At 58.4% G+C, this 22,249-nt stretch carries 23 protein-coding genes, 1 tRNA gene, 1 pseudogene and 1 riboswitch; of the genes and pseudogenes, 7 read left to right on the forward strand and 18 right to left on the reverse strand.

Annotated features, from left to right (window positions below; translation table 11 throughout):
- Positions 1-87: 87 nt before the first annotated feature.
- The 4 genes from MOTHE_RS08925 to MOTHE_RS08940 all read right to left on the reverse strand — a co-directional run bounded on the left by MOTHE_RS08925 (position 88) and on the right by MOTHE_RS08940 (position 4,098).
- Positions 88-1,200, reverse strand: a complete 1,113-nt coding sequence (locus MOTHE_RS08925; RefSeq protein ID WP_011393322.1) for an ABC transporter ATP-binding protein — start codon at positions 1,198-1,200, stop codon at positions 88-90.
- Positions 1,178-1,969 (reverse strand): ABC transporter permease, encoded by a 792-nt coding sequence (locus MOTHE_RS08930; RefSeq protein ID WP_011393323.1) that lies wholly within the window; start codon positions 1,967-1,969, stop codon positions 1,178-1,180. The genes MOTHE_RS08925 and MOTHE_RS08930 overlap by 23 nt, the downstream gene beginning before the upstream one ends.
- Before the next feature lie 23 nt (positions 1,970-1,992).
- On the reverse strand, positions 1,993-2,820 hold the full coding sequence (gene modA / locus MOTHE_RS08935; RefSeq protein ID WP_011393324.1) for a molybdate ABC transporter substrate-binding protein: 828 nt from the start codon (positions 2,818-2,820) through the stop codon (positions 1,993-1,995).
- 187 nt (positions 2,821-3,007) lie between these two features.
- A riboswitch (molybdenum cofactor riboswitch) is annotated at positions 3,008-3,143 on the reverse strand.
- Between the two features lie 46 nt (positions 3,144-3,189).
- Positions 3,190-4,098 (reverse strand): selenium metabolism-associated LysR family transcriptional regulator, encoded by a 909-nt coding sequence (locus MOTHE_RS08940; RefSeq protein WP_053094934.1) that lies wholly within the window; start codon positions 4,096-4,098, stop codon positions 3,190-3,192.
- 133 nt (positions 4,099-4,231) lie between these two features.
- Between MOTHE_RS08940 and MOTHE_RS08945 the strand changes: the two genes are divergently transcribed.
- From MOTHE_RS08945 to MOTHE_RS08955, 3 genes are all read left to right on the forward strand, one after another.
- Entirely contained in the window at positions 4,232-4,573 is a 342-nt protein-coding gene (locus tag MOTHE_RS08945; RefSeq protein ID WP_011391837.1) for a transposase, read from the forward strand.
- Between the two features lie 17 nt (positions 4,574-4,590).
- On the forward strand, positions 4,591-5,502 hold the full coding sequence (locus tag MOTHE_RS08950; RefSeq protein WP_259372347.1) for an IS3 family transposase: 912 nt from the start codon (positions 4,591-4,593) through the stop codon (positions 5,500-5,502).
- Positions 5,503-5,643: 141 nt separating this feature from the next.
- Complete coding sequence (locus tag MOTHE_RS08955) at positions 5,644-6,597, forward strand: L-lactate dehydrogenase (RefSeq protein WP_011393326.1); 954 nt, start codon at positions 5,644-5,646, stop codon at positions 6,595-6,597.
- Here the strand turns inward: MOTHE_RS08955 and MOTHE_RS08960 are convergent.
- Positions 6,594-7,352 (reverse strand): helix-turn-helix domain-containing protein, encoded by a 759-nt coding sequence (locus MOTHE_RS08960; protein ID WP_011393327.1) that lies wholly within the window; start codon positions 7,350-7,352, stop codon positions 6,594-6,596. The genes MOTHE_RS08955 and MOTHE_RS08960 overlap by 4 nt on opposite strands.
- Positions 7,353-7,515: 163 nt before the next feature.
- Between MOTHE_RS08960 and MOTHE_RS08965 the strand changes: the two genes are divergently transcribed.
- Positions 7,516-7,920 (forward strand): YckD family protein, encoded by a 405-nt coding sequence (locus MOTHE_RS08965; RefSeq protein WP_011393328.1) that lies wholly within the window; start codon positions 7,516-7,518, stop codon positions 7,918-7,920.
- Between the two features lie 93 nt (positions 7,921-8,013).
- Here MOTHE_RS08965 and MOTHE_RS08970 read toward each other — a convergent pair whose 3' ends face one another.
- Positions 8,014-8,517 (reverse strand): peroxiredoxin family protein, encoded by a 504-nt coding sequence (locus tag MOTHE_RS08970; RefSeq protein WP_011393329.1) that lies wholly within the window; start codon positions 8,515-8,517, stop codon positions 8,014-8,016.
- A gap of 18 nt (positions 8,518-8,535) precedes the next feature.
- Positions 8,536-9,219, reverse strand: coding sequence for a cytochrome c biogenesis CcdA family protein (locus tag MOTHE_RS08975; protein WP_011393330.1), 684 nt, complete (start codon positions 9,217-9,219; stop codon positions 8,536-8,538).
- A 235-nt stretch (positions 9,220-9,454) separates the two neighbouring features.
- Here MOTHE_RS08975 and MOTHE_RS08980 point away from each other — a divergent pair, with 235 nt between their 5' ends.
- Together MOTHE_RS08980 and MOTHE_RS08985 are read left to right on the forward strand one after the other, a co-directional pair.
- On the forward strand, positions 9,455-10,876 hold the full coding sequence (locus tag MOTHE_RS08980; protein WP_053094936.1) for a glycosyltransferase family 2 protein: 1,422 nt from the start codon (positions 9,455-9,457) through the stop codon (positions 10,874-10,876).
- A gap of 64 nt (positions 10,877-10,940) precedes the next feature.
- Positions 10,941-11,132, forward strand: a pseudogene (locus MOTHE_RS08985) (ferredoxin); the annotation flags it as partial.
- A 52-nt stretch (positions 11,133-11,184) separates the two neighbouring features.
- On the opposite strand, the gene MOTHE_RS08990 reads toward MOTHE_RS08985, so the two are convergent.
- Complete coding sequence (locus MOTHE_RS08990) at positions 11,185-11,460, reverse strand: DUF3243 domain-containing protein (RefSeq protein ID WP_011393333.1); 276 nt, start codon at positions 11,458-11,460, stop codon at positions 11,185-11,187.
- Positions 11,461-11,611: 151 nt separating this feature from the next.
- Between MOTHE_RS08990 and MOTHE_RS08995 the strand changes: the two genes are divergently transcribed.
- On the forward strand, positions 11,612-12,193 hold the full coding sequence (locus MOTHE_RS08995; RefSeq protein ID WP_201776954.1) for a nitroreductase family protein: 582 nt from the start codon (positions 11,612-11,614) through the stop codon (positions 12,191-12,193).
- Between the two features lie 143 nt (positions 12,194-12,336).
- On the opposite strand, the gene MOTHE_RS09000 is transcribed toward MOTHE_RS08995, so the two are convergent.
- The 10 genes from MOTHE_RS09000 to MOTHE_RS09050 all read right to left on the reverse strand — a co-directional run bounded on the left by MOTHE_RS09000 (position 12,337) and on the right by MOTHE_RS09050 (position 22,197).
- Positions 12,337-13,494, reverse strand: a complete 1,158-nt coding sequence (locus MOTHE_RS09000) for an amidase domain-containing protein (RefSeq protein ID WP_162490076.1) — start codon at positions 13,492-13,494, stop codon at positions 12,337-12,339.
- A gap of 234 nt (positions 13,495-13,728) precedes the next feature.
- A tRNA-Leu gene (locus MOTHE_RS09010) sits at positions 13,729-13,813 on the reverse strand.
- Positions 13,814-13,895: 82 nt separating this feature from the next.
- On the reverse strand, positions 13,896-14,936 hold the full coding sequence (locus MOTHE_RS09015) for a nicotinate phosphoribosyltransferase (RefSeq protein ID WP_011393336.1): 1,041 nt from the start codon (positions 14,934-14,936) through the stop codon (positions 13,896-13,898).
- Between the two features lie 79 nt (positions 14,937-15,015).
- Positions 15,016-15,564, reverse strand: a complete 549-nt coding sequence (locus MOTHE_RS09020) for a lytic transglycosylase domain-containing protein (protein WP_011393337.1) — start codon at positions 15,562-15,564, stop codon at positions 15,016-15,018.
- Positions 15,555-16,193 (reverse strand): dephospho-CoA kinase, encoded by a 639-nt coding sequence (gene coaE, locus MOTHE_RS09025; RefSeq protein ID WP_011393338.1) that lies wholly within the window; start codon positions 16,191-16,193, stop codon positions 15,555-15,557. The genes MOTHE_RS09020 and coaE overlap by 10 nt, the downstream gene beginning before the upstream one ends.
- Positions 16,194-16,204: 11 nt before the next feature.
- Complete coding sequence (ytaF, locus tag MOTHE_RS09030) at positions 16,205-16,828, reverse strand: sporulation membrane protein YtaF (RefSeq protein WP_053094939.1); 624 nt, start codon at positions 16,826-16,828, stop codon at positions 16,205-16,207.
- 153 nt (positions 16,829-16,981) lie between these two features.
- Entirely contained in the window at positions 16,982-17,806 is an 825-nt protein-coding gene (mutM, locus tag MOTHE_RS09035; protein ID WP_011393340.1) for a bifunctional DNA-formamidopyrimidine glycosylase/DNA-(apurinic or apyrimidinic site) lyase, read from the reverse strand.
- A 7-nt stretch (positions 17,807-17,813) separates the two neighbouring features.
- Entirely contained in the window at positions 17,814-20,471 is a 2,658-nt protein-coding gene (polA, locus tag MOTHE_RS09040) for a DNA polymerase I (protein WP_011393341.1), read from the reverse strand.
- A gap of 104 nt (positions 20,472-20,575) precedes the next feature.
- Positions 20,576-21,586 (reverse strand): zf-HC2 domain-containing protein, encoded by a 1,011-nt coding sequence (locus MOTHE_RS09045; protein ID WP_011393342.1) that lies wholly within the window; start codon positions 21,584-21,586, stop codon positions 20,576-20,578.
- Positions 21,583-22,197, reverse strand: a complete 615-nt coding sequence (locus MOTHE_RS09050; protein ID WP_011393343.1) for an RNA polymerase sigma factor — start codon at positions 22,195-22,197, stop codon at positions 21,583-21,585. The genes MOTHE_RS09045 and MOTHE_RS09050 overlap by 4 nt, the downstream gene beginning before the upstream one ends.
- Positions 22,198-22,249 lie beyond the last annotated feature (52 nt).

The following is a 22,249-nucleotide window of genomic DNA, read 5'->3' on the forward strand; positions in this document are numbered from 1 at the left end:
AGAGCCTCCAGGCTCCAGCTATAGGACGCCCCCCCGCAAGGACGGCGGGGAGAGGAGGGGAGCAAAACGACGGAGGAAGAACCGGAATTATTCTGGCAACACATGCAGGGCTTCTTTCTTTAAAGAAACCATTATGCGATCCCCGGGGGTTATTTTTTCCCTCTGATAGACATGCCGTGGCAGCAGCATTTCGATATCGTAGGTTTTGCCCTGCTCCAGCCGTAGAAAGACGCGGCAGGTATGGACTTCGGGTACTACGGCCGTCACTTCTACCTGAAAAACATTCTCCCGCACCGGCCGGCTTAAGATCCGCCCCGGGCGGATGAGCATAACGTCCTCCGGCCGGATGCCAAAGGCCACCCGCCGGCCGGGCTCCAGGGGAGCATAGGGCAGCTGGGCTTGGAATTTCTCCCCGGCCACCCGGAGGGTATCTCCTTCCCTGTCGGCGGCCAGGACCCGGCCGGTCCAGATATTGCGAAAGCCGACAAACCGGGCCACCCGGCGGTTGGCAGGATGGTAAAAGACTTCCTCCCGGCTGCCGATTTGGAGTAACCGCCCGTTATCCATGACGGCTATCCGGTCGCCCAGCATATAGGCTTCTTCCAGGTCATGGGTCACCAGGATCATAGGGACGCGGAAGGAGCGGCGCACGTTTAGCAGGTCATAGCGCAGCCTGGCCCGGATGAGGTTGTCCAGGGCGGCAAAAGGCTCATCCAAAAGGAGTATCCGCGGCCGGCTGAAAAGGGCCCGCGCCAGGGCTACCCGCTGCTGCTGGCCGCCGGAGAGCTCGCCGGGCCGGCGATGCTCCAACCCCTCAAGGCGCAGGAGCGCCAGAAGTTCCTGCAGGCGCGTCTCCCTCTCCCGCGGGTTCATGCCGGCTGGCGCCCCGTAAGTTATATTACCACTTACATCCAGGTGGGGAAAGAGGCCGGGGTGCTGCAGGCAGTAACCGGTGCCCCGGCGGTAGGGCGGCAAGTTGACCCGCTTCTGCCCCTTTTCGTGGCAGAAAAAAACCGTATCCCGGCAGATTATGCTGCCGCCGTCGGGGGTTACCAGGCCGGCAATCATATTCAGGATGGTTGACTTGCCGGCTCCGGAAGGCCCCAGGATGACCAGGACCTCTTCGCCCATAGTTAAAGCGACCTGGAGTTTAAAATCACCCCGGGTTTTGTGGACATTAAGGGTAAGGATGGCCGTCACCTCCCCGGGCAACTTTCTTTACCGCCAGGAGCACGGCAAAGGAAACCAGGACCAGGAGAGCAGCCATTACCAGGGCCGCCTCCATGTTGCTGTCCATGGCCATATAAATGGCCAGGGGCAGGGTCTGGGTAACCCCCGGCATATTGCCGGCGAACATGATAGTGGCACCGAATTCCCCCAGGGCGCGGGCCCAGGTCATAATGGCTCCGTTGAACAGGGCCGGGAAGGCCAGGGGCAGGGTCACCCGAAAAAAGGTCTGGAGGGGCGTTTTGCCGAGGGTCAGGGAAATGGCCTCCAGGGAAGTATCCACCGCGGCGAAACCATTCCTGGCCGTCTTCAGGAAGAAGGGGGCGCCGACAAAAACCTGAGCCAGGATAACGGCCACGGTGGTAAAGGGCAGAGAGATCCCCCACCCGGCCAGTAGTGCCCCCAGGAGACCGCGCCGGCCGAAGGCCATGAGGAGAGCCACCCCGGCCACAGCCGGGGGCAGCACCAGGGGCAGGTCCAGGAGGGTATCGATAACCTCCCTGCCGGGAAAGCTGCGCCGGGCCAGGAAGTAGGCCAGGGGCGTACCCAGGATGATGGTTACGGCCGTGGCTACCAGGGTCGTCAGGCCACTGAGTTGCAGGGCCTGTAAAACCACCGGCATCCTGATGGTGGTACTTAACCGGGGCCAGTTAATGTTCAGGAAGATGCTGACCACCGGCAGGACAATATAAAGTATGAAAACAAGGCCGGCCAGGGCCGGCAGGAAGGTCAGGCGTTTCACGGGGCTCCTCCGGAAATCGGGTTCTAACTTCCCTCTTTAACAGGCAAAAAGCCATACTTGGCCAGAATTTTCTGGCCGTCGGGGCTTAAGATCAGGTTTACCAGTTCCCGGGCCAGTCCGGCCTGTTTGGAATCCTTGACTACTGCTATGGGGTAGGTGGCCCGGACATTAGCCTCTTGAGGAAAGGGTATGGTATCCAGCTTATCCCGGTAGGAAGAATTGATGTCGGTGACATAGACGATACCGGCATCGGCTTCCCCCAGGGCCACCTTGGCCACCACCTGGCGTACGGTAGTTTCCTGGGAGACCACCCTTTTTTCCACCTGTTTGGGGTAATCGGACCCGTAGAGGGTGGCCAGCTTCTCCAGGGCCTGGCGGCTGTATTTGCCTATGGGGACGTCCGGTGCTGCCAGGACGAGTTTCCCTTTGTTAGCCAGGTCGGCGGCGCTTTTAATACCGGCCGGGTTATTTTTAGGCACGATGACGGTCAGGGTGTTGGCGGTGAAATCCCGGGGTGGTTCCACCAGGCCTTTAGCAACAAGTTCCTGCATGTATTTTTGGTTGGCCGAGGCAAAGACGTCGGCGCTCATGCCCTGCTCGATCTGGGTCCGCAGTTGCTGGGAGCCGCCGAAATTAAATTTGACCGTAACGCCCGGGTGGGACTTCTCGAAGGCCCGGCCGATCTCGCCAAAAGCGTCCGTCAGGGAGGCCGCGGCAAAGACTACCAGTTGCCCCCCGGGCTGTTGCCCCTGTTGCCGGGGCTGCGGTGTTGCAACCTGGCGGCAGCCGGCCAGGGCCAGGGCGGCAATCAGGGTACTCGCTATTAATATTGATGCGCGCCGTAATTTCATACTCTTGGGCTCCTCCCAAAATATACTTCTGGCAAAATGGTCCTCAGCCCACATTTTCATTCTTCACTGGCGGGGGCGTCAGCCACTGTGAGGCCCTATCCGCCTTAAATTGCCATTACGGCCCCCTGGCGCCGCCGGAATAAATAAAAAAGCCCGGCTCGCAAAGGATACCGGGACTCCGTTGTCCAGAAGCCATGGGGAATCTCCTTTCCGAGCAAAGGGAGGCAGGCCCGTTTCCCGACCTACCCCGTGGGTACGAAACCCAGGCCGGTGTTCCATAGGCGACAGCCCTTAGGAGCACCGGCTCGGAGATGACTATTCAATTTAAATTTTAATTTAAGTTAATAATACCTGTTTCCCGTCCTGGCGTCAAGATACCAGCGGCCGGGGCTGGTGGTCGGCCGCGAAATTGACAAAGGCTTCAGCAGCCGGGCTTAAAGGTTGACGGCGCCGGACCAGGTACAGGTCCCTTTTTAAGTCTACGCCCTGCAGGGTGACGACTGCTAGGCGTCCCAGCTTGACGCTCTTTTCCACCGCCCAGGAGGTAACCAGGGAGATGCCCAGGCCGGCCTCCACGGCGCTGACAATGGCTTCCGTACTGCTCAGTTCCATAACGATTTGCTCTGGATCGACGGTAAAACCCGCCGCCGCCAGGCGCTCCTCTACCACCCTGCGGGTCCCGGAACCGGATTCCCGCCAGACCAGCGGTTCTTCCTTGAGCTCCCCGGGGGATATGGCCGTTGCCCCGGCCAGGCGGTGCCCCGGCGGGACGATAAGTACCAGTTCATCCCCCGCCAGGCGGCTGTAAGAAAGATTCTTTCCCCGGCCGCCGGCAGCGCCGACCACCCCCAGATCAATCTCGCCCTCCTGGAGGCGCTGCACCACTTCCTGGGTGTCGGCGATTGTCAAGATAACCTCCACCCTGGGGTATTCCCGGCGAAAGGCACCTATCAGCCGGGGCAAGATATACTGCCCGGGGGTGGTACTGGCCCCCAGGAGGAGGCGGCCCCGCACCAGCTGGGTTAGCTCCGCCAGTTCCCGCCGGGTTTGGTTTAGATGGCTGGCGATTATCCTGGCATGGCGGTAGCAGATCTCCCCGGCGGCCGTCAGCCGCACTTCCCGGCCGCGGCGCTCCAGGAGGCGCAGACCGAAGTAGTCTTCCAGGGCCTGGAGTTGCTTGCTCACCGCCGGCTGGGTCAGGTGCAGTTCTTCGGCCGCCGCCGACAGGGTTCCCTTTTCGACGGTTGTAATGAAAGTAATTAAATGGTTGATATTCATTGCTCCTGGCTCCGTTTGCAAAAAATAGTTCCAGGACTTAGCCGCATAAACCGCTGGGCGGACTCTTAAGCCCCGAAATTAGATTGGACAATCTTCCAAATTCATGAGACTATAAGGTCAGGAGGTTGTTCAAGTGGAACGTCGGAAATTTACCCTAGAGTTCAAGCGCCAGGTCGTCGAACAGGCCATCGCTGCCGGAAATAATTCCGTCGTTGCTCGGAAGTATGATATCCGGCCGAATATTGTCAGCCGATGGGTTCGTCAGTACAAAGCCGGCCAACCCATGCAAGGCAGTAGCCCAAAGGGAAACGCCACCCACGTTACTCAGCAGGAACACGCCCGACTCGTTGCAGAGAACCGTGAGTTAGACAAACAAAATACCCATCTAAAGCAACTTCTGGGCGAAAAAGACCTTGAAATTGCTATATTGCGTGACCTATTAAAAAAAGCCAACCCTCACTTGCAGATAAAGTAGCCATTGCGCACAAGTGGATCACAGCCGGGTACAACGCTACTCTCGTGCTGCGCATAGTGGGGGTTTCTCGATCCACCTATTATTATCAATTAACACATGAACCCAAGCCGCATACCACGACGGGTAGACGTCCGTTTCCTGGTCATTCACTGACTGTGGGCGGCCGCAAGGTCAGTGATGAACAGATTAAGGAATGGATTATGGAGTCTATTTCCGGTGATGGTTACGCCTACGGGTACCGTAAGCTCACTCATATGCTTCGACAAGATCATGAGCTGGTGGTGAACGAGAAAAAGGTATACCGCTTGTGTAAGGAACTGGATATTCTGCGGCCACAACGGAACCTCCGTCGGAAACACCCGCGGAATTTGGCCCAGAACCGCACTATCACAGCGCCAAACCAGCTCTGGGAGGTCGATGTCAAGTACGGATACATTGCAGGAGAAGACCGGTTTTTCTTTGTGCTGTCGTACATTGACGTCTATGACAGGCAGATTGTGGGCTATCATATTGGTCTAACCTGTGAAGCCAGACATGCCGTTGAAACTTTTCGAGCAGCATTGTGGAAACGTCAGATTCTTCAAAGGAATTTACCATTACCCATCATCCGTTCGGATAATGGACCCCAGTTTGTAAGCCATCTGTTTGAATCGGAATGTGAGCGATGGAATGTCCTACACGAGAGAATACCGCCCAAGACACCGAATATGAACGCATATATCGAATCGTACCATCGGCTTCTTGAGGATGAATGCTTGTCGATGGGCGAGTTTGGGACCTACGCGGAGGCATATCAGGCGGTCGTGGAATTCGTTAGCCGTTATAACAACCGCCGATTGCACTCTAGTTTACACTACCTGTCGCCGGCCAAGTTTTACCGTCGTCATATCGAGACAGGATTGCAGCCCAGATATCCCGTGAGGGTGTGACGTAAATTGGTGCGTATCCGGAAGCCTTTGCCCCTTAAAAGCTTGAAGAAAAATTGCAAGAGAGCTTAATGTCGGGTGCATATGTCCAATCTGCGGGGGTTAATCCGCGGAGACCAAGAATAAGGGGGAGGTGGTTTTATTATGGGTTTGCAGGGTCCGGCCAAGGTAGCCATTATTGGCACCGGCTATGTAGGTTCAAGTACGGCCTTTGCCCTCCTTTTCAGCCCCCTGGTCAAGGAAATGGTACTGGTGGACGTAAACCATGCCAAAGCCGAAGGGGAAGCCATGGACCTCGCCCATGCGGCGACCCTGATCCGGCCGGTAGAGGTTTATGCCGGCCGTCCTGCCGACTGTGCCGGTTCCAGGATTGTTATCTTCACGGCCGGTGCCAACCAGCAGCCAGGGCAGACTCGCCTGGACCTGATCCACCGCAATACAGCCATTGTCCGCCAGGCACTGCCCGAGATTCTGCACTACTGTCCTGAGGCCCTCGTTCTCATGGTGGCCAATCCGGTAGACATCCTTACCTATGTAGCCTGGAAGATCTCCGGTCTGCCGGAGAATAGAGTCCTGGGCTCGGGCACCGTCCTTGACAGCGCCCGCTTCCGTCACCTCCTGAGCCGCCATTACCGTGTAGATCCCCGCAATATCCACGCATACGTTATCGGCGAGCACGGCGACACCGAGGTGCCGGTCTGGAGCCTGGCCAATGTGGCCGGCGTCGATCTGGAGGAGTTCTACCTTATGGACGGCATGCGGGAAGAAGAAGCCTTCCGGGTAGAGATCAGCCATCAGGTCAGGGAGGCGGCTTATGAGATTATCGAGCGAAAAGGGGTTACTTCCTACGGGGTAGCCCTCGCCCTGAGCCGGATTATTGAGTGCATCCTCCGTAACGAGCACAGTGTCCTCACCATATCGAGCGTCATTCGTGACCTCTACGGTATCGACGGCGAGGTAGCCCTGAGCCTGCCCTGCCTGGTAGGGAACGAGGGCCGGGAAAAGGTCCTGGCCATTCCCCTGGTGGCCAGGGAAAAGGCGGCCCTGAAACACTCGGCAACCACCCTGCAGCAACTAATCGCCCAGCTAAGCCTTTAGTGGCTGCGCTTATAGAGCTGGATAAAGTTGAGGATAAATCGCAGTTCGGACTCGTTACAGTTGCAGATCAGCCGCAGTACGGACTGGACCTGGGGTTCGATAAGCAACTGGCGTAACTCGGGGCTCATCTGGTTTAATACCTCGTCAACTCCGGCATCATCGGCGATAAAGTAACAGGGTGAAATATCCAACACCGCCCCCACCCTTTCCAGGGTTTTTAAGGAGGGCTGTACTTTACCCTGTTCGATCTGGCCAATAAGCCCGGCGGAGACGCCGGCAGCCCTGGCTAACTCGGCTTGGGTAAGGCCCCTTTCTTCCCTGGCCTGGCGTAATTTGTGGCCCAGGGAACCACCGGTACCGATAACCGAGCTTAAAGGAACCTCCAGGGCAGCGGTGATTTTTTTCAGGGTATCAATAGCGGGGTAAACATTGCCCCGCTCAATTTCACTTAAGTAGGAAACGGAGATACCGGCAGCCTCGGCCAGGGTATTCAGGTTTTTGCCAGCCCGCTCCCGCAGGAGACGGATCCTCTCACCCGGTGCCAGCCCGCCTTCACCACCGGTTTCTATGAGTTGTTCCCGGGGGAGGTTCAGGGCCCGGGCTACTTTATCCAGGGTTTTTAAGGAGGGCCTTTTGGCCCCCCGTTCAATTTCGCTCAAGTAAGATACCGAAACCCCCGCCCGCTGCGCCAGGTCCTGCAGGGAATAACCGCGTTCCTCCCGCAGTTCCCGGATACGTTTACCACATACGCGCATTTTTTTCGCTCCTCTGGGCCATGGCTTAAGTCTACTATAGTATTTCTAAATCGAGTATAAGTTAAAAGGTCCTGCCCTGTCAAGTTTCACACTTTCTTAACATTATCACCATAATTTTATGATATCCCGGGGTTAAACTAGAAGCTGAAAGGAGGTGGCGCAGGTGAAGAAAAAAATCGCTATCGTCCTCGCCGCAGTTTTAATGCTGGTGGTGCTGGCGCCGGCGGCCTTTGCAGCCATGACGGACCAGCAGAAGGCGGACATAAACGCCCTCTACCAGCAAATCGCCCAGTTGCGTCAGCAGATCATCGACAAGTATGTGGAGAGCGGCCAGCTGACCAAAGAGCAGGGTGACCTGATGAAGCAGCACATCCAGCAAATGGAGAAATATCGGGAAGAAAATGGCTTTGGTCCAGGTTTCGGACCCGGTTTTTGCGGTGGACATGGCGCCGGCTACGGTATGATGGGTGGCTGGGGCATCGGTGGTGCCGGCTCTAACCCGGGCCAGGGGAATCAAAATTCTGCCTATTACCGCCCTGGCATGATGCGCGGCTACATCGGTATTTAAAAAAGCCGTTTAATCCCGCCAATTACGACGGTCGTAGCGGCCAGGAGGTCACCGGCAGGAACGAAGGTCCCTGCCGGTTTTATTTATACACATTTAGATAATGTCCTGCAGCAGGCGGTCCAGTTCGCCCGGGCCCAGGGGACCCTTCTTGACGCGGCGCAGGCGGCCCTGGCGATCAATGATAAAGGTGGTGTGTATGCCGCTTACCCCATATGCATCTGCCACCTTACTGCCCCGGTCCAGGAGGACCAGGTAATTATGTCTTTTTTCCCCCAGGAAGGCACGGATACCCTGGATTGTCTCCCGCTGCATGATATTAACGGCCAGGACCTTTACTCCCCGGGGTGCCAGCCTCCCGGCAGCGGCATCCAGTTCCTCCATTTCCGCTACGCAATAGGGGCACCAGGTGGCCCAGAAGTTTAAGACCACCACCTGGCCCTGCAACCTCTTTAGATCCACCTGGTTACCATCCAGGGCCGGCAGAGTAAAGTCCGGCGCACGTACCTGGTCGCCCCGGTGCGGCAGGAAAAAGGCAAGGGCCAGGACGGCAACCATGAGCAGGATAATCAGCAATGGCACCCGCCATTTAGGTTGCATAGTGACATTCCTCCAGTCTTAAATAAAGGTGTTCAAACGGCCCAAAAAGACCAGAACCCCCATAACGACAAGAATAATACCGCTTATCAGGGATATTTGCGGCAAATAACGGGAAAACTTCCGCAGGGAGTATAAAACCGGTCCCAGGAACAGGGCAGCCAGCAGGAAGGGTACGGCCAGGCCCAGGGAATAGACCGCCAGGAGCAGCATTCCCCGGAGAAGGGTGGCCTGGCTGCCGGCATAAATTAAAATAGAGCCCAGGACCGGGCCAATGCAGGGAGTCCAGCCGGCGGCGAAGGCCATCCCCAGGAGAAAGGAAGCTGCCGCCCCGGGGGTGCGGGGCCTGAGCTCCCACTTTTTCTCCCGGGCCAGGAAGGGTATACGCCCAATTCCGGCCACCTGCATACCGAATATTATTATTAAAATTCCACCGAGACGGTTCAGCACCGGCCGGTAGGCCTGGAGAACGTAACCCAGGCCCCCTGCCGAGGCCCCCAGGAGAATAAAAATCAGGGCAAAACCGGCCGTAAAAAGGGCCGCCCGCCCGGCTAAGAAGGAGCGGCCCAGGTCCTGTACCTGGCCGCTGGCTACAGCCGAACCGCCGAGATAAGTAAAGTATGCCGGTAAGAGGGGTATAATGCAGGGAGAAAAGAAGGAGAGCAAGCCGGCACCGAAGGCTATGACCAGGGATACGTCGACCACAGGAAACACCTCTTTTTGATTATACTATTTTTATAATTTCGCCGTCAATATAATACAGCCATCAAGAGGACCAGGCGCTTAGAACCAGCAATAGCGACCTGAAGGCCGTAAATCAACTTCCTGGTGTCGTAATAAGGCCTCCGGTCCTTGTACCGTTACTCCAACCAATTGGTGGAAGCCGGTACCGATGTTATAATTGGATGCGGTATTGAATACCCTGATTGGGGGAACAAATATGGATTGGGAAACGATAAGTCCAGCGCAAATCCTTTATTTAATTACCGTGGGGTTCTACCTGCTTTTTTTCGGCCTCTTCCTGAGATATTTCTATTGGAAATGGTATGCCGTCAAGTATCACTGGCGTAAACGCCTGCCCCTTGATGCTGAAAAGGTAAAGGCCCTGGCCGCCGCGAAGGGCCTGGAGATCCCTTTCTTTACCATTATGGTACCGGCCCGCAACGAGTCCGAGGTTATAGCCAACACCATCGAACACCTGGCCTCCTTAAACTACCCCAATGATCGTTATGAGATCCTGGTAATCACCGATGAAAAGGAAGCCCTGGCCAAGGCCGAAGGCCAGGGCGAGGGGCCTACCACCATGGAAGTGGTCGAGGCCAAGATCCGTGAGTTTGCAGCGCGCCCGGGTATGCCCCAGCTGAAGCATTGTACCGTTCCCTACGATTTTGACGGCCGCTTCCGGGGTTCACGGCGGGGGCACAGCATCCCTTCCACCAAGGGCCGGGCCCTGAACTACGGCCTGGAGTTTGTCGACCCGCGGACGACTATTTGTGGTTTCTATGACGCCGAGAGCCATCCAGAGGCTGATGTTCTCCTTTACATAGCCTGGTCCTGGCTCCATGACCCGCGGGAGCGTATCTGGCAGGGTCCCGTCTTCCAGGTGCGTAATTTCTACCAGCTGGGTATTATTACAAAGATCGCCGCCATCTACCAGGCCATCTCCCATGAGATCTACCTGCCCATACTAATGAAGAAGCTGCCCTTCGTAGGGGGCACCAATCTCTTCGTCGGCCGGCGCCTCCTGGAGCGTATCGGGGGTTATGATCACCGCGCCCTGACGGAAGACCTCGAGCTGGGGGTGCGGGCCTTCCTGGAGACAGGGGTGTGGGCCGAGTATTTCCCTTATTTCAGCACCGAACAAACGCCGGCCACCCTGTACGCCTTTTTCCGGCAGCGCTTGCGCTGGGGTAGCGGTCACCTCCAGGTCTGTGATAAATTCCGTTATGCCTACCAGTATTCCTGGGATAAGAGGGGCCCACTACTCCACAACCTCTTCTGGAAGGGCCAGGGCGAGTGGCTCCTCTATCAGGGCGCGGTACTGGTGCCTTTATCCATTGTCATCCTGGGGCTGAACGGCGGGCTTGATCTCTCGATCGTCCCTTTTAAAATCCGCGTGGTCCTCCATTACCTGGTTTTCATCTACTTTGCCTTTACCTTTTATGCTTACGGCCACTTCCACCGCTTGATGGCGCCGGTTAACTGGTGGCAGCAGTTTATCGGGTTCCTGCAGCTCCTGGCCCTGCCCTTTGCCAGTTTCTTTTTGCCCCTGCCATATACGGCGGCTTCCATCATGAAGGCCCTGAACCGCCAGCCCCAGACGTGGGTTAAAACTCCACGGACCAAAGAGGCGACCCGCTAGTATGAAATGGCGTCTGGCGGTAAAAAATAGCTAATACTTTGGGGAGACAAGATATGGAGGGAAGAATATGAAAGTCACCGTTGACCAGGATCTCTGCATTGCCTGCGGTACCTGCATCGACCTGTGTCCTAGCGTTTTTGACTGGGATGATGAAGGGCTTTCCCACGTTATTGTAGATGAGGTACCTGAAGGTGCCGAGGATTGCGCCCGGGAATCCGTTAATTCCTGCCCCACCGAGGCCATTAAAGAAGTCTAGGAAGTACGCCAGAACGACAGTACACTAAAAAGGGAGCCTTAAGGTTCCCTTTTTAGTGTACCATATTCTCCTGCCGGCGGCCGTCGCTCACCATCCTGGTAACCAGGGCGGCCAGCACCTGGCGTTCATCCTCATGGGCTACATCCCAGAGTTCCTTGAGAAGCCGCTGCTCCCGGTTCATAGGGTCGATATGGTCGGCCAACCAGTTCCCCAGACGCAGGGCTATCCGATCCATGGTCTTTTCTTCCAAACCAATTTTATTGCCCAGGTTTACTACCAGGGATAGGGTATCCTTCCACTTCTCCCAGGTGTTTTCTCCCGGTGGCATCCCGTCACCTCCATTCAGCTAGCATTTGGCAACCCTTTATTTCCTTCAGAGTTTAGTTTAAGATTTCCGGGACTGCTTTATGTGCCGGGGTGTTCTTGACAAGAGCTAGCAAAAGGTGAAAAATATACCTTAAGAAAATGTAAATAAGGAGATGAGCAACTTGGAACTGTACGAAGCCATCAAGACGCGGCGGAGCATCCGCAAGTTTAAACCCGACCCGGTGCCCAGGGAAGTAATAACGAAAATCCTGGAGATGGCCACCTGGGCTCCCTCGGGCCTCAACTGGCAGCAATGGCACTTCCTGGTCGTCACCGGCCCCAAGAAGGACGAGGTGGCCCGGAGTTACGGCCGGATCGTTGAATTCGGTATGCCTCCGGCGGGCCAGCGTAGCCCCCAGCAGGAAGGCTTTTTGCAGTGGGCCAAAACCCTGGGCGGGGCGCCGGTGGTCATTGTAGCCCTGAGCCCGACCCACGGCCATCCTGCTCTCCGCAAAATGAACCTGGAAAGCGTGGCCGCCTCCTTCAGCCACCTGCTGCTGGCCGCCACCAGCGAGGGGCTGGGTACCTGCTGGATGACCGGACCCCTGAATAATGAGGCCGAGTTGCGCAAAGTCCTGGCCATTCCCGATGACAAGGAAATCGTCGCCATCACCCCCCTGGGTTACCCGGCTGAAAGCCCGGTAGCCGCACCCCGTAAAAAGCTGGATGAAGTGGTTACCTGGATCGGATTTTAAAAAAGGCGCCTAGCGGCGCCTTTTTTGTTGCCCGGAAGTTCCACTGGCCTCTGTCATGTTACTCTTCCCCTTTTCTGCCGGTAGTTTTTAGGCGGCAGGCAAATTTGCGCCGGGCCCTGCCCGCAGGCGAGAACGGGTAAAGATCAATAGACTACCTGGAGGAGCCAGTAGATGGTCCCGCTCTTCCAACCCATGTCCCAGGGGACATGGTAACGGTCGGCCGTATGGCTGTCGACCAGGACATATCCGGCCGAGTCCCGGCCTACAACCACCGAGACATGGCTTAACTCGCCCCCTTCTTCATAACCGATGATGTCACCCGGTTGCAGGGCGTTGACCGCCCCGTAGGGGTAATTAGAAGTGGACCGGGTTACTTCCTGGAAATCACCTCTTGCCAGGCGCACCGCCAGGCCGCTGTCCAGGAGGTAATAGACCAGGGCGGCTGCCTGGGCCCAGGCCTGGCTGCCCTCGCCGTTATGGTAATTCCAAACCCAGTCCCGGGGTATGCCGCCGGCTTCTTTGTCGCTCAAGACCTGGGAGGCAAAGCTGGCACAATCGCCGCCCAGGCCGGTAAAGTCACGGTAATTCCGGTTGTAGCGGCCGTCCCCGGGACCCAGGCGCACGCCGCTGTAGCGGTCGGCATAGACCACCGCCGCCTCACGGCGGTATTTACCCTTTACCGGCGGCGGCAGCGCCTTGCATACAGCCGTGCCGGGGGCGATTTCTGGTTTCAGGTCGTCGGTTTCAAAAGGGTCCCAGTACCAGTCGCGGTTGATCAGCCAGCGGCCGTCCCGCTTGACCAGCTCCACCCAGTGGAGGGTACGAAACCCCATCCGGTTGACTGTTTCTTGCGGCTCCCCCTGGTGCCGGTAACTGAGGATCAGATGCTGGGATACCGAGGCCCAGCCCTTATCCCCTTCGCTACCGCTGTCGACAACGGCCAGGTCCAGGTGACTGCCAGTCAAGGTTACCTGGCGTTTTTGCAACCATTCCTGGACGTATTTAATGCGGCCGATTTCATGGTTCAGGGCAAACCGGCCGCTGGTCGTCGTGGCATCATAAAAAGCCTCCAGCCCTTCATAATTACCGTTGACCAGGGCCCTGGCCCGGGCCGTAAAAATGGTTGTCAGGTGCTCCGTCAACTCCCCCGGGGCGGAAGGCGCTATTACCGGCAGGCCTTTCTGATTAAGCAGGAAAAAGACCATGCCGGCCAAGAGGATGACGCCTGAACCCGCCAGCTTCATCCACCGCCGGCGCAAGAATAAAACCCGGACCACCTTCATCCCCCTCGCGATCAACATCGTTAATGTATATTCATCAAGGGAAAAAGATAAGACCCCTGCACGGGGTCATTGAAAACGGTGGTACCGGGTTTTACCATTGTTGTAGCGGGCCTCCAAGGGGATATCAACAGTCTTTACAGGAAGCATTTCCCCGAAAAATAGTAAATCCTCCTTAAAACTGTACGCCACAGTTTTAAGGAGGATTTTTGTTAGGCGCATGGTGCCGATCAGGCACCCCTTTGCAATCAATACTGGTGCGGCGAGCGGGACTTGAACCCGCACGGGTGTACCCATACGCCCCTCAAACGTACGCGTCTGCCGGTTCCGCCATCGCCGCATTTGGCAAGGTTTATTATAAACTCTCCTGCTGTTCCTGTCAAGTAATTGCCGGGTTTATATCCCCTGCCGGCCCGCCGGAGCTATTTCAACTGCACCAGCCGGGGATTGGGAATGATCCCCGGCAGGCGGCCGCGTTTGGCCACCGGGCGGCCGTCGACCTCCTTTAAGTCCATGGTCATATCAATGGGGGCCGCGCCGGAAATATAGCTGCCCACGCCGAAGGCGTCGGCCCCGGCTTCGATAAGGGTCCGGATACGTTCCGGCGTCAGGCCTCCGGAGACAAAAATCCCCACATGGTTAAAGCCGGCCATATCCAGGCGATAGCGCACTTCCCGGACCAGTTCCGGGGTGACGCCGCCTCGCTCGCTGGGGGTATCCAAACGTACCCCGGCCAGGGCCGGCCCCAGGGCACTGGCTACCCGCAGGGCCTCTTCAGCCTCATCTTTAAAGGTGTCGATCAGGATGGTCCGCTTGGCGTCAGGGGGCATGAGGCGGTCGTAGGCCAGGGCCCCCTCGACTGTATCGCCGATGATCAGGAATACCGCATGGGGTACCGTTCCCTGGGGCTCCCGGCCGGCCAGTTTGGCCGCCAGGATGCAACTCGCCCCGTCGGCGCCGCCGACAATGGCCGCCCGCTCCATGACCGGCGCCACCGCCGGGTGAACGTGGCGCGCCCCGAAGCAGACAAAGGGATGTTCACCAGCCGCTTCCCTGATTTCCCGGGCCGCCGTAGCCCAGCCGCTGGAGCTGGCCAGCATTCCCAGCAAGGTAGTTTCAAAGAGGCCAAACTCGCTATAGGGACCCTGGATGCGCATGACCACCTCTTTCGGCTCAAAGGGGCTCCCCTCCGGCAGGCCGTAAACGGTCACCTTTTTGTCCCGCAAAAGCTCCAGGACCTCATTGACCCCGCAGAGGATCCCGGCCCGGCGGGGAAAGATCTCGGCCGTAACTACCGTGTCGACCTTGCCCAGGCTTTTAAGAATCTCATAGGTGCGGACAAAATAAATATCCGTAGTCGCCCCGCTGGCAATCTCCCCGTGCTCGGCCGAATAGAACCGCCGGTCCGGTTTGACCTCTAATTGTTGTACCTGCTCCAGGGAAGTGATGACCTCGGTCCCCATTAGTATCCACTCCTCGACGCCAGAATTCATTTTACCAGAGGTTTCCCTATATTATTCGGCCTCCGGCGGCGATTCCCTGCTAGCGAACGTCAGAATATAAAAATCGATAGATACGGTAATCCCGCAGGACCTTGCGGACGAACTCCCGGGTTTCGGGAAAGGGTATCTGCCGCAGGTTGCCGTAACTCCCGTCCCAGACGCCGCTATCCAGCCACTCATGGACGTGGCCGCGGCCGCCGTTATAGGCCGCCAGGGCCGGGTTGACATCGCCAAATTCATCCAGAAGGCGGGCCAGGTACCAGCTGCCCAGGCGCAGGTTGTAGTCCGGCTCGTAGAGCCTGTCCGGTGCAAAGGGCATACCCAGGTGTCCCGCCGCCAGCCGGGCGGTTTCCGGCATGAGCTGCATCAAACCCATGGCCCCCTGTTCGGACCTGGCCCGGGGGTCGAACTTGCTTTCCACCCTGGCTACGGCAGCCACCAACAGTGGGTCCAGCCCTTCCCGGTGGGCGTAGGTCGTAATACTATCGCGGTAGGGTAAAGGATAAAGTAACCGGCCGGCCCGGGGCAGGAGAAAAGCGAGAAGGGCCAGCAAAAAAAGCAGCCACAGTAAACGCCTTCCTAAACCCATGGGGCACCTCCGGGCTCTGGATCATCTGCCAGGTGGCGCTGCAGTTCCTGCCAGGCCGCCCGGACGGAAGCCCGGGTAGCCTCCAGGTCACCGCCGGTGGGAATCACCCTGGTGGCCCGGCGCAACCTGGCTGTCTCTTCACCTTGAGCCCGGAGGCGGCTCTCTGCCTCAGCCAGGGAGAGCTTGTCCCTGGCCATCAACCTCTTTAAGCGCACCGGAGCCGGGGCGGTGACTGCCCAGACGGCATCCACCATCCCCTCCATCCCGGCTTCAAACAACAGGGGCGCCTCAATCACCACTATTGCTTCCGGGTTGGCCCGGCGCAAATCTTCCAAACGCTTCTGGACCAGCTCCCGGATCCTGGGGTGGGTGATGGCATTTAATAGTTCCCTGGCGGTAGCGTCATTAAAAATAATCCGAGCTAAGGCCGGCCTGTCCAGCTGGCCGTCAGGTCGCAGGACCCGGGGGCCAAAGGCGGCCACAATCTCCCGGTAGGCGGGGCGGCCGGGGGCCACTACCTCCCTGGCTACCCGGTCGGTATCGATTATAATTGCTCCCAGGTCCTTGAGAATACCGGCTACGGTACTCTTGCCGCTGGCAATACCACCGGTAAGACCGATAATAAACATCCCTCGCACTCCTATAATCGCCAGAGGCCAATGGCGATTAAGATTAAACCCGGTATAGCCGCTCCCCGCCAGCCGAGATTCTCCAGCCCCCAGTATTCCCCCAGGAAGAGCCCCGCTCGCACCAGGAGTAGCTGGCACAGGCCTATACACAGGGGGGCCAGAAAGAGGGAAAAGCCGGCGGCTGCGGCGCCGATGCCTGTTCCCAGGGCGTCCAGAGCCAGGGCCAGGCCCAGGGTCAAAGCCTCCTGGCTGCTGATGCTCCCGGAAAGGTCGCGGTCGGCCCGGGATGGTTCTTTTAAGATTTGAATCACCAGGCCCAGCCGGGGCAGGCGGAAGCGCAGCAGGGTCTGTTCCTCCGCGCCGGCCCCTTCCCTTTTCAGGTAGGCCTCTAAGATAATAACTAAACCCAGGGTTAATAATATACCCGCCCCCAGGCGCCCGGCAAGGACCGGATTAAATACCATGGTTATCAAGTGCCCGGCTGCCATAGAAAGGAAGCTGGCAACTACAGAAACCATGGCTACCAGGACCAGGGAAAGCCAGGGTAACTTGATCTTTCTGAGACCGTAAGCCAACCCTACACCCAGGCCATCCAGGCTAATGGCAAGGGCCAGGAATATCGTTGCCAGAAACATGGTAAATTATCCCACCCTTTACCCTGTTGTTCCCTAAACAATATACGCACTCAGGTGGGATTCGTGCCTGTCATGTTCTGGCCACGGCCCCTGCCCTTTTTCTTGTACCAGGAGCAGGGCAGGTCTCCCCGGGCGCCGGTCAACTGCCAGGGGTTATACCTGGCAGCGGGGGCAAAAATGGGTGCTGCGGCCGCCGAGGCGCACCCTCTCCAGGGGTTGCCCGCAGCGGGGGCATGGTCGGCCTGTCCGGCCATAAACCTGGAGGTGCTCCTGGTTGCTCCCCTGGCGGCCGCTGCCGTCAACATAATCCCTGATTGAGGTGCCACGGTTGGCAATCCCCTGCTCCAGGACCCTTTGCATAGCCCCGCGCAGGCGAGCCACCTCCTCATGATTCAGGGAGGCCGCCGGGCGCCGGGGGTCGATGCCGGCGGCAAAAAGCATCTCATCGGCATAGATATTGCCGATCCCGGCCACCAGGCGCTGGTCCAGGAGGACCTGTTTAATTGGCCTGCGCCGGCCGGCTAGAATAGCCGCCAGGGCCAGGGCGTCAAAGGCCGGGTCCAGGGGCTCCGGCCCCAGGTCCCGCAAGCCGGGCAGCGTTTCTACCTCCGCCTTCGCGGCCAGGTAGAGACGGCCGAAGCGGCGGGTGTCTACAAAGCGTAAAGAAGGTCCCCCAGCCAGGCTAAAAACGACGTGGGTATGGGGAGCCAGGGGGGCTGCCCCTTCAGTAAAAACCAGGCGCCCGGTCATGCGCAGGTGAACCACCAAACAGTATTCTCCTGAAAGATGCACCAGTAGGTACTTGCCCCGCCGGTCCAGGCCGGTAATAATCCTGCCGGCCAGTAACCGGCTGAAGGTCTCCGGGTCGGGGGCAGCAATAACGCCAGGGTGGTAGACCTCCACCCTGGCGATTTTTTGCTCCCGTAAGCAGGGAGTCAGTGTCCGTTTAATGGTTTCTACTTCGGGTAGTTCGGGCATTTTCCTTTTACTCCTTATACGGCTCCAGGTCATACCAGTTGGGCCCGGCCTTTAAATCTACCTGGAGGGGGACCTGGAGTTCCAGGGTATGCTCCATGGTATCCTTGACCAGGCCGGCCACGGCCGGCAGGTCGTCATCCGGGACATCAAAGATGAGTTCGTCGTGGACCTGGAGGATCATACGCGCGGCCGGGTATTGTGCCTCCAGGAGGCGAAAGATTTTCACCATGGCCATCTTGATGATGTCGGCGGCCGTGCCCTGGATAGGCGTATTCATGGCCGTGCGCTCGCCAAAGCTGCGGACATTGCGGTTGGAGCTAAAGAGGTCCGGCAGATAACGGCGGCGGCCCAGGAGGGTGGTGACATAGCCCTCCTGCCGCGCCCGGGCTACGATCTCCTCCAGATAGGCCTTGACGCCCCGGTAACGCCGAAAGTAACGTTCGATATAATCGTGGGCTTCGCTGCGGCTTATCCCCAGATCCCGGCTCAGGCCGTAGTCGCTGATGCCGTAGACAATACCGAAGTTCACCGCCTTGGCGCTGCGGCGCATAGCCGGCGTCACTTCACCAAGGGGGACGCCGAAGACCTCGGCCGCAGTCCGGGCGTGGATATCCTCCCCCCGGCGAAAGGCTGCAATCATGGCTTCATCGCCGGAAATATGGGCCAGGATGCGCAGCTCGATCTGGGAGTAGTCGGCGGCCAGGAGCAACCGGCCGGGACCGTGGGGTACAAAGGCCTTGCGCAGGCGCCGGCCCAGTTCCAGGCGCACCGGGATATTCTGGAGATTGGGCTCGCTGCTGGAGAGGCGGCCGGTGGCCGTCACCGTCTGGTTAAAGCTGGTATGCAGGCTCCCCGTGCGGGGATTGACCAGGGGTTTAAGACCATCCACATAGGTCGATTTCAGTTTGGCCAGCTGGCGGTACTCGACCAGTTTGGCGGCTATGGGGTGCCTGCAGGCCAGTTCCTCCAGGACGGCGGCATCGGTAGAAAAACCGGTCTTGGTACGCTTTACCGGCGGCAGTCCGAGCTTTTCAAAGAGTATAACGGCCAGCTGCTTGGGGGAATTCAGGTTAAACTCTTCCCCGGCCAGCTCGTAGATGGCCTCTGTGAGGGCGGCCAGCCCACCCTCCAGCTCTATTCCCATGAGATCCAGGGTTTCCATGTTGACGGCCACGCCGTAGCTTTCCATGGCCCCTAGGACCCGGGTCAGGGGCAACTCCACCCGCCGGTAGAGGTTCTCCATCCCGGCAACCTGGAGTTTACTGGCCAGTTCCCGGTGGAGCAACCTGATGACAGCGGCCCGCCGGGCCGCTGCCAGTTGCGGGGAATCCCCCTCCACCAGGGCCAGGTTCAAGTGTTCCAGGCAGAGTTCGGGCAGGTCATGGCGCGAGGCCGAGGGGTTTAAGAGATAACCGGCCACCATAGTATCGCCGCCGGGGTCGGCAACCCCCGCCCCGGCATTGCTGAACCAGACCAGGGCCCTTTTGGCGTCGTGGAAGATGGGGTTGACCCGGAGCAATGGTTCCAGGGTACCGGCCAGGGCGGCAGGCTCTATCCCGGCTGTACCCAGAACCGCCACCCCATCCTCCCAGGCCAGCCCTACGGCGACGGCTGCGGCCTCCAGGTAGCTGGGATTATTAAGAATCAATTCCAGGGCCACATCCGTCTTCCCGACCAACCTGGCCACCAGTTCCGCCAGTTCTTCCAGGCTGTCCAGGGTGAGTGGGTCCGGCAGCGACAGTCCCCGGACAGCAGTCGTTTCTTGCGAGGCCTTCTTGCCTTCCTGTTCCATGGCCCTGAGGACGTCCTTGACCAGACTGTGGAACTCCAGTTCTTTATAAAGGGCCAGGACGGCCTCGTAGTCCGGCGACTGGTTGCAGCACCCTGCCAGGTCGAGGGTCACAGGAGCCTGGCAGTCAATTGTGGCCAGGCGCCGGGCCAGGCGCGCCTGGTCGGCGAAGGTCACCAGGTTCTCCGCTACCCGGCGTCCTTTTATCTCCCCGCTGTGGGCCAGGACTCCTTCCAGGTCGCCGTACTGGCGGACGAGCTGGACGGCCGTTTTCTCCCCCACCCCCGGTACGCCGGGAATATTATCCGAGGCGTCGCCCATCAGGGCCTTGACGTCAATGAGCTGCTCCGGTTCCAGGCCATAGTTTTTCTTGATTGCTTCCCGGTCGATGACCTCTACCTGGGAAAGGCCGCGCCGCATAAGGAGGACCTTCACCCGTTCTCCCACTAGTTGCAGGGCGTCGCGGTCCCCGGTGAGGATGAGGACTTCCAGGCCCGTGGCGGCGCCCTGGCGGCTTAAGGTGCCGATAAGGTCGTCGGCTTCGTAGCCCTCAACCTCACAACTGGCCAGGTTCCAGGCTGCCAGGAGGCGTTTGACCAGGGCAAACTGGGGCCTGAGCTCAGGGTCGGTCTCCGGCCGGGTTCCTTTATATTCATCGTACAGTTCGTTACGAAAGGTAACCTTACTATGGTCAAAGGCGACAATAATATAATCGGGTTTAAACATCTCCCTGGCCTTTTGCAACATGGTTGCAAAGCCGTAGACGGCATTGGTGCGAATACCTTCCCTGGTCTGCAGGGGGGGCAGGGCATGAAAAGCCCGGTGAATGACGCTGTTGCCGTCGACCAGGAGAAGTCTAGCGGTTTTGGTGGGCATTAATCACCCTTCTTTTAGCTTAGAACTGCTTATATTTTATCTTTTTCCCCTGCCGGAAGCAATTAACTGGCGGGGATCAGCAAACAGAAATTTTAAAACCGCCCTCAAGGCGAGGGCGGTTTAGGGATAGTTGCCGGGGCAACAGGTGCGGGGGGTGGCTGGGTAAGAGTCCGGTTTTGCAGGTCGCTATCCGGAGACGCTGCCGAGTTTTGCCGCCCAACCCCTGGCGTCAGGTCCTGGAGCGTTGCCTTCCCACCGGCCGGTGGTAAAGGTGGGACCTCTTTCCCATCACCGGCCGGGGTCTTGACGGTTCCCGGCCCATCGCCAGCAATGGTTGACGTTCCCCCTGCCACCCCCTCGCCAGCCCTCGGGGTAACTTCTTTCTTCCCTGCTTCCAGTACAGTACGGGATTGACCCGGCCCCTTCTCCTTTCCCTTATCTTTATCCTGGTCCGGCTGACCCTTTCCTGATTGTCCCCCGGTCTGCTGCTCCGGAGCTGCTCGCTCTGCTCTGCCCCGGGAATTGAGGTTGAAGGTCCCTCCAGGGACTATTTTCCTTTGCTGTTGTTCCGGATCGGGGTGGGAACTCTCCAGATTCCTCACTGCAGATCGTACCGAGGTAGTAGCTGCTTTTACCTTTACTTTCGGTGCTGATTGCTGCGGGGCATCCGTTGAGGTAACCGGTGGTAGAGCCTTGAGGGGAGTCACCTGCTGGTCTCCCCGGGTCATGGCCAATTCCTGCACCTGTTTCTCATGGGGGACAGCGATTTGCCTGGAGGAACCCAGGTGGAGGTAATCCGCCCGGGCCGTAATTGCTACCACCATGATAGTGGCCGCCGCTGCCGCCAGGGAAAGCCAGTTCCGGGAGAGGCGTCGGTACCACGGCTGCCGGCACTCCTCCAGGCGTGAGCGCAGGCGTTCCTCAAAACCGGGTGGCAGGTCGAGTTCTTCTTCGGACCAGGCACGGATAATCTCGATTGTCTGCCCCATAGCCTCCAGTTCTTCCCGGCAGGCCGGGCAGGAGTTAAGGTGGTTCTCCAGGGCCCGTTGTATTGTTTCGCTCAAGACTCCATCCAGGTATGGTGATATGAGTTCCCGGCACTGACTGCAATTCAACGCCCCTCACCCCCTTTAGCCATATAGACGCCGAGACCGGCTACATGTTCCCGTTCCTGTACCAGGTGCTGCCGTAGAAAATGGCGCGCCCGGCTAAGGCGGGATTTTACGGTCCCCACGGGGCAACCCAGGTGGCTGGCTATCTCTTCGTAACTGAAACCCTGGAGGTCTCTCATAATAACAACCACCCGATATTCCGGCGTCAGGGCTTGGATAAGTCTATGTAACCGGTCCTCCCCTTCCCTGGTCAAGAAAACCTCTTCCGGCGAGGTAACCTTGCCAGCTGATAGTTCCCGGAACCCACCGCCGGTTTCCAGGAGGTTGTCTAAGGAAAGGGTGGGTCGCCGTTTCAGGCGGCGCAGCTCATCGCGGCAGACATTGGCGATAATGTGCTGTAACCAGGTCTTAAAGGAACACTGGCCGCGAAAGGCCGCCAGGTTTTTAAAGGCGCGCACCAAGGCTTCCTGGGCCGCGTCGCCGGCATCCTCGGTATTGCCCAGGAAACGGTAGGCTATGGTAAAGAGCATCCGCTGGTAGCGTTCCACCAGGAGGGCAAAGGCCTCAGCGTCACCGTCCCTGCTGCGGGCCAGCAACTCCTCATCGGATGGCATGGCGTACCCGCTCCTTTCCAGTACTTTTCCTATTCGACACCCCCTGACCTTT

The sequence above is a fragment of the Moorella thermoacetica genome, from assembly GCF_001267405.1.
Taxonomy (GTDB): Bacteria; Bacillota; DSM-521; order Neomoorellales; family Neomoorellaceae; genus Neomoorella; species Neomoorella thermoacetica.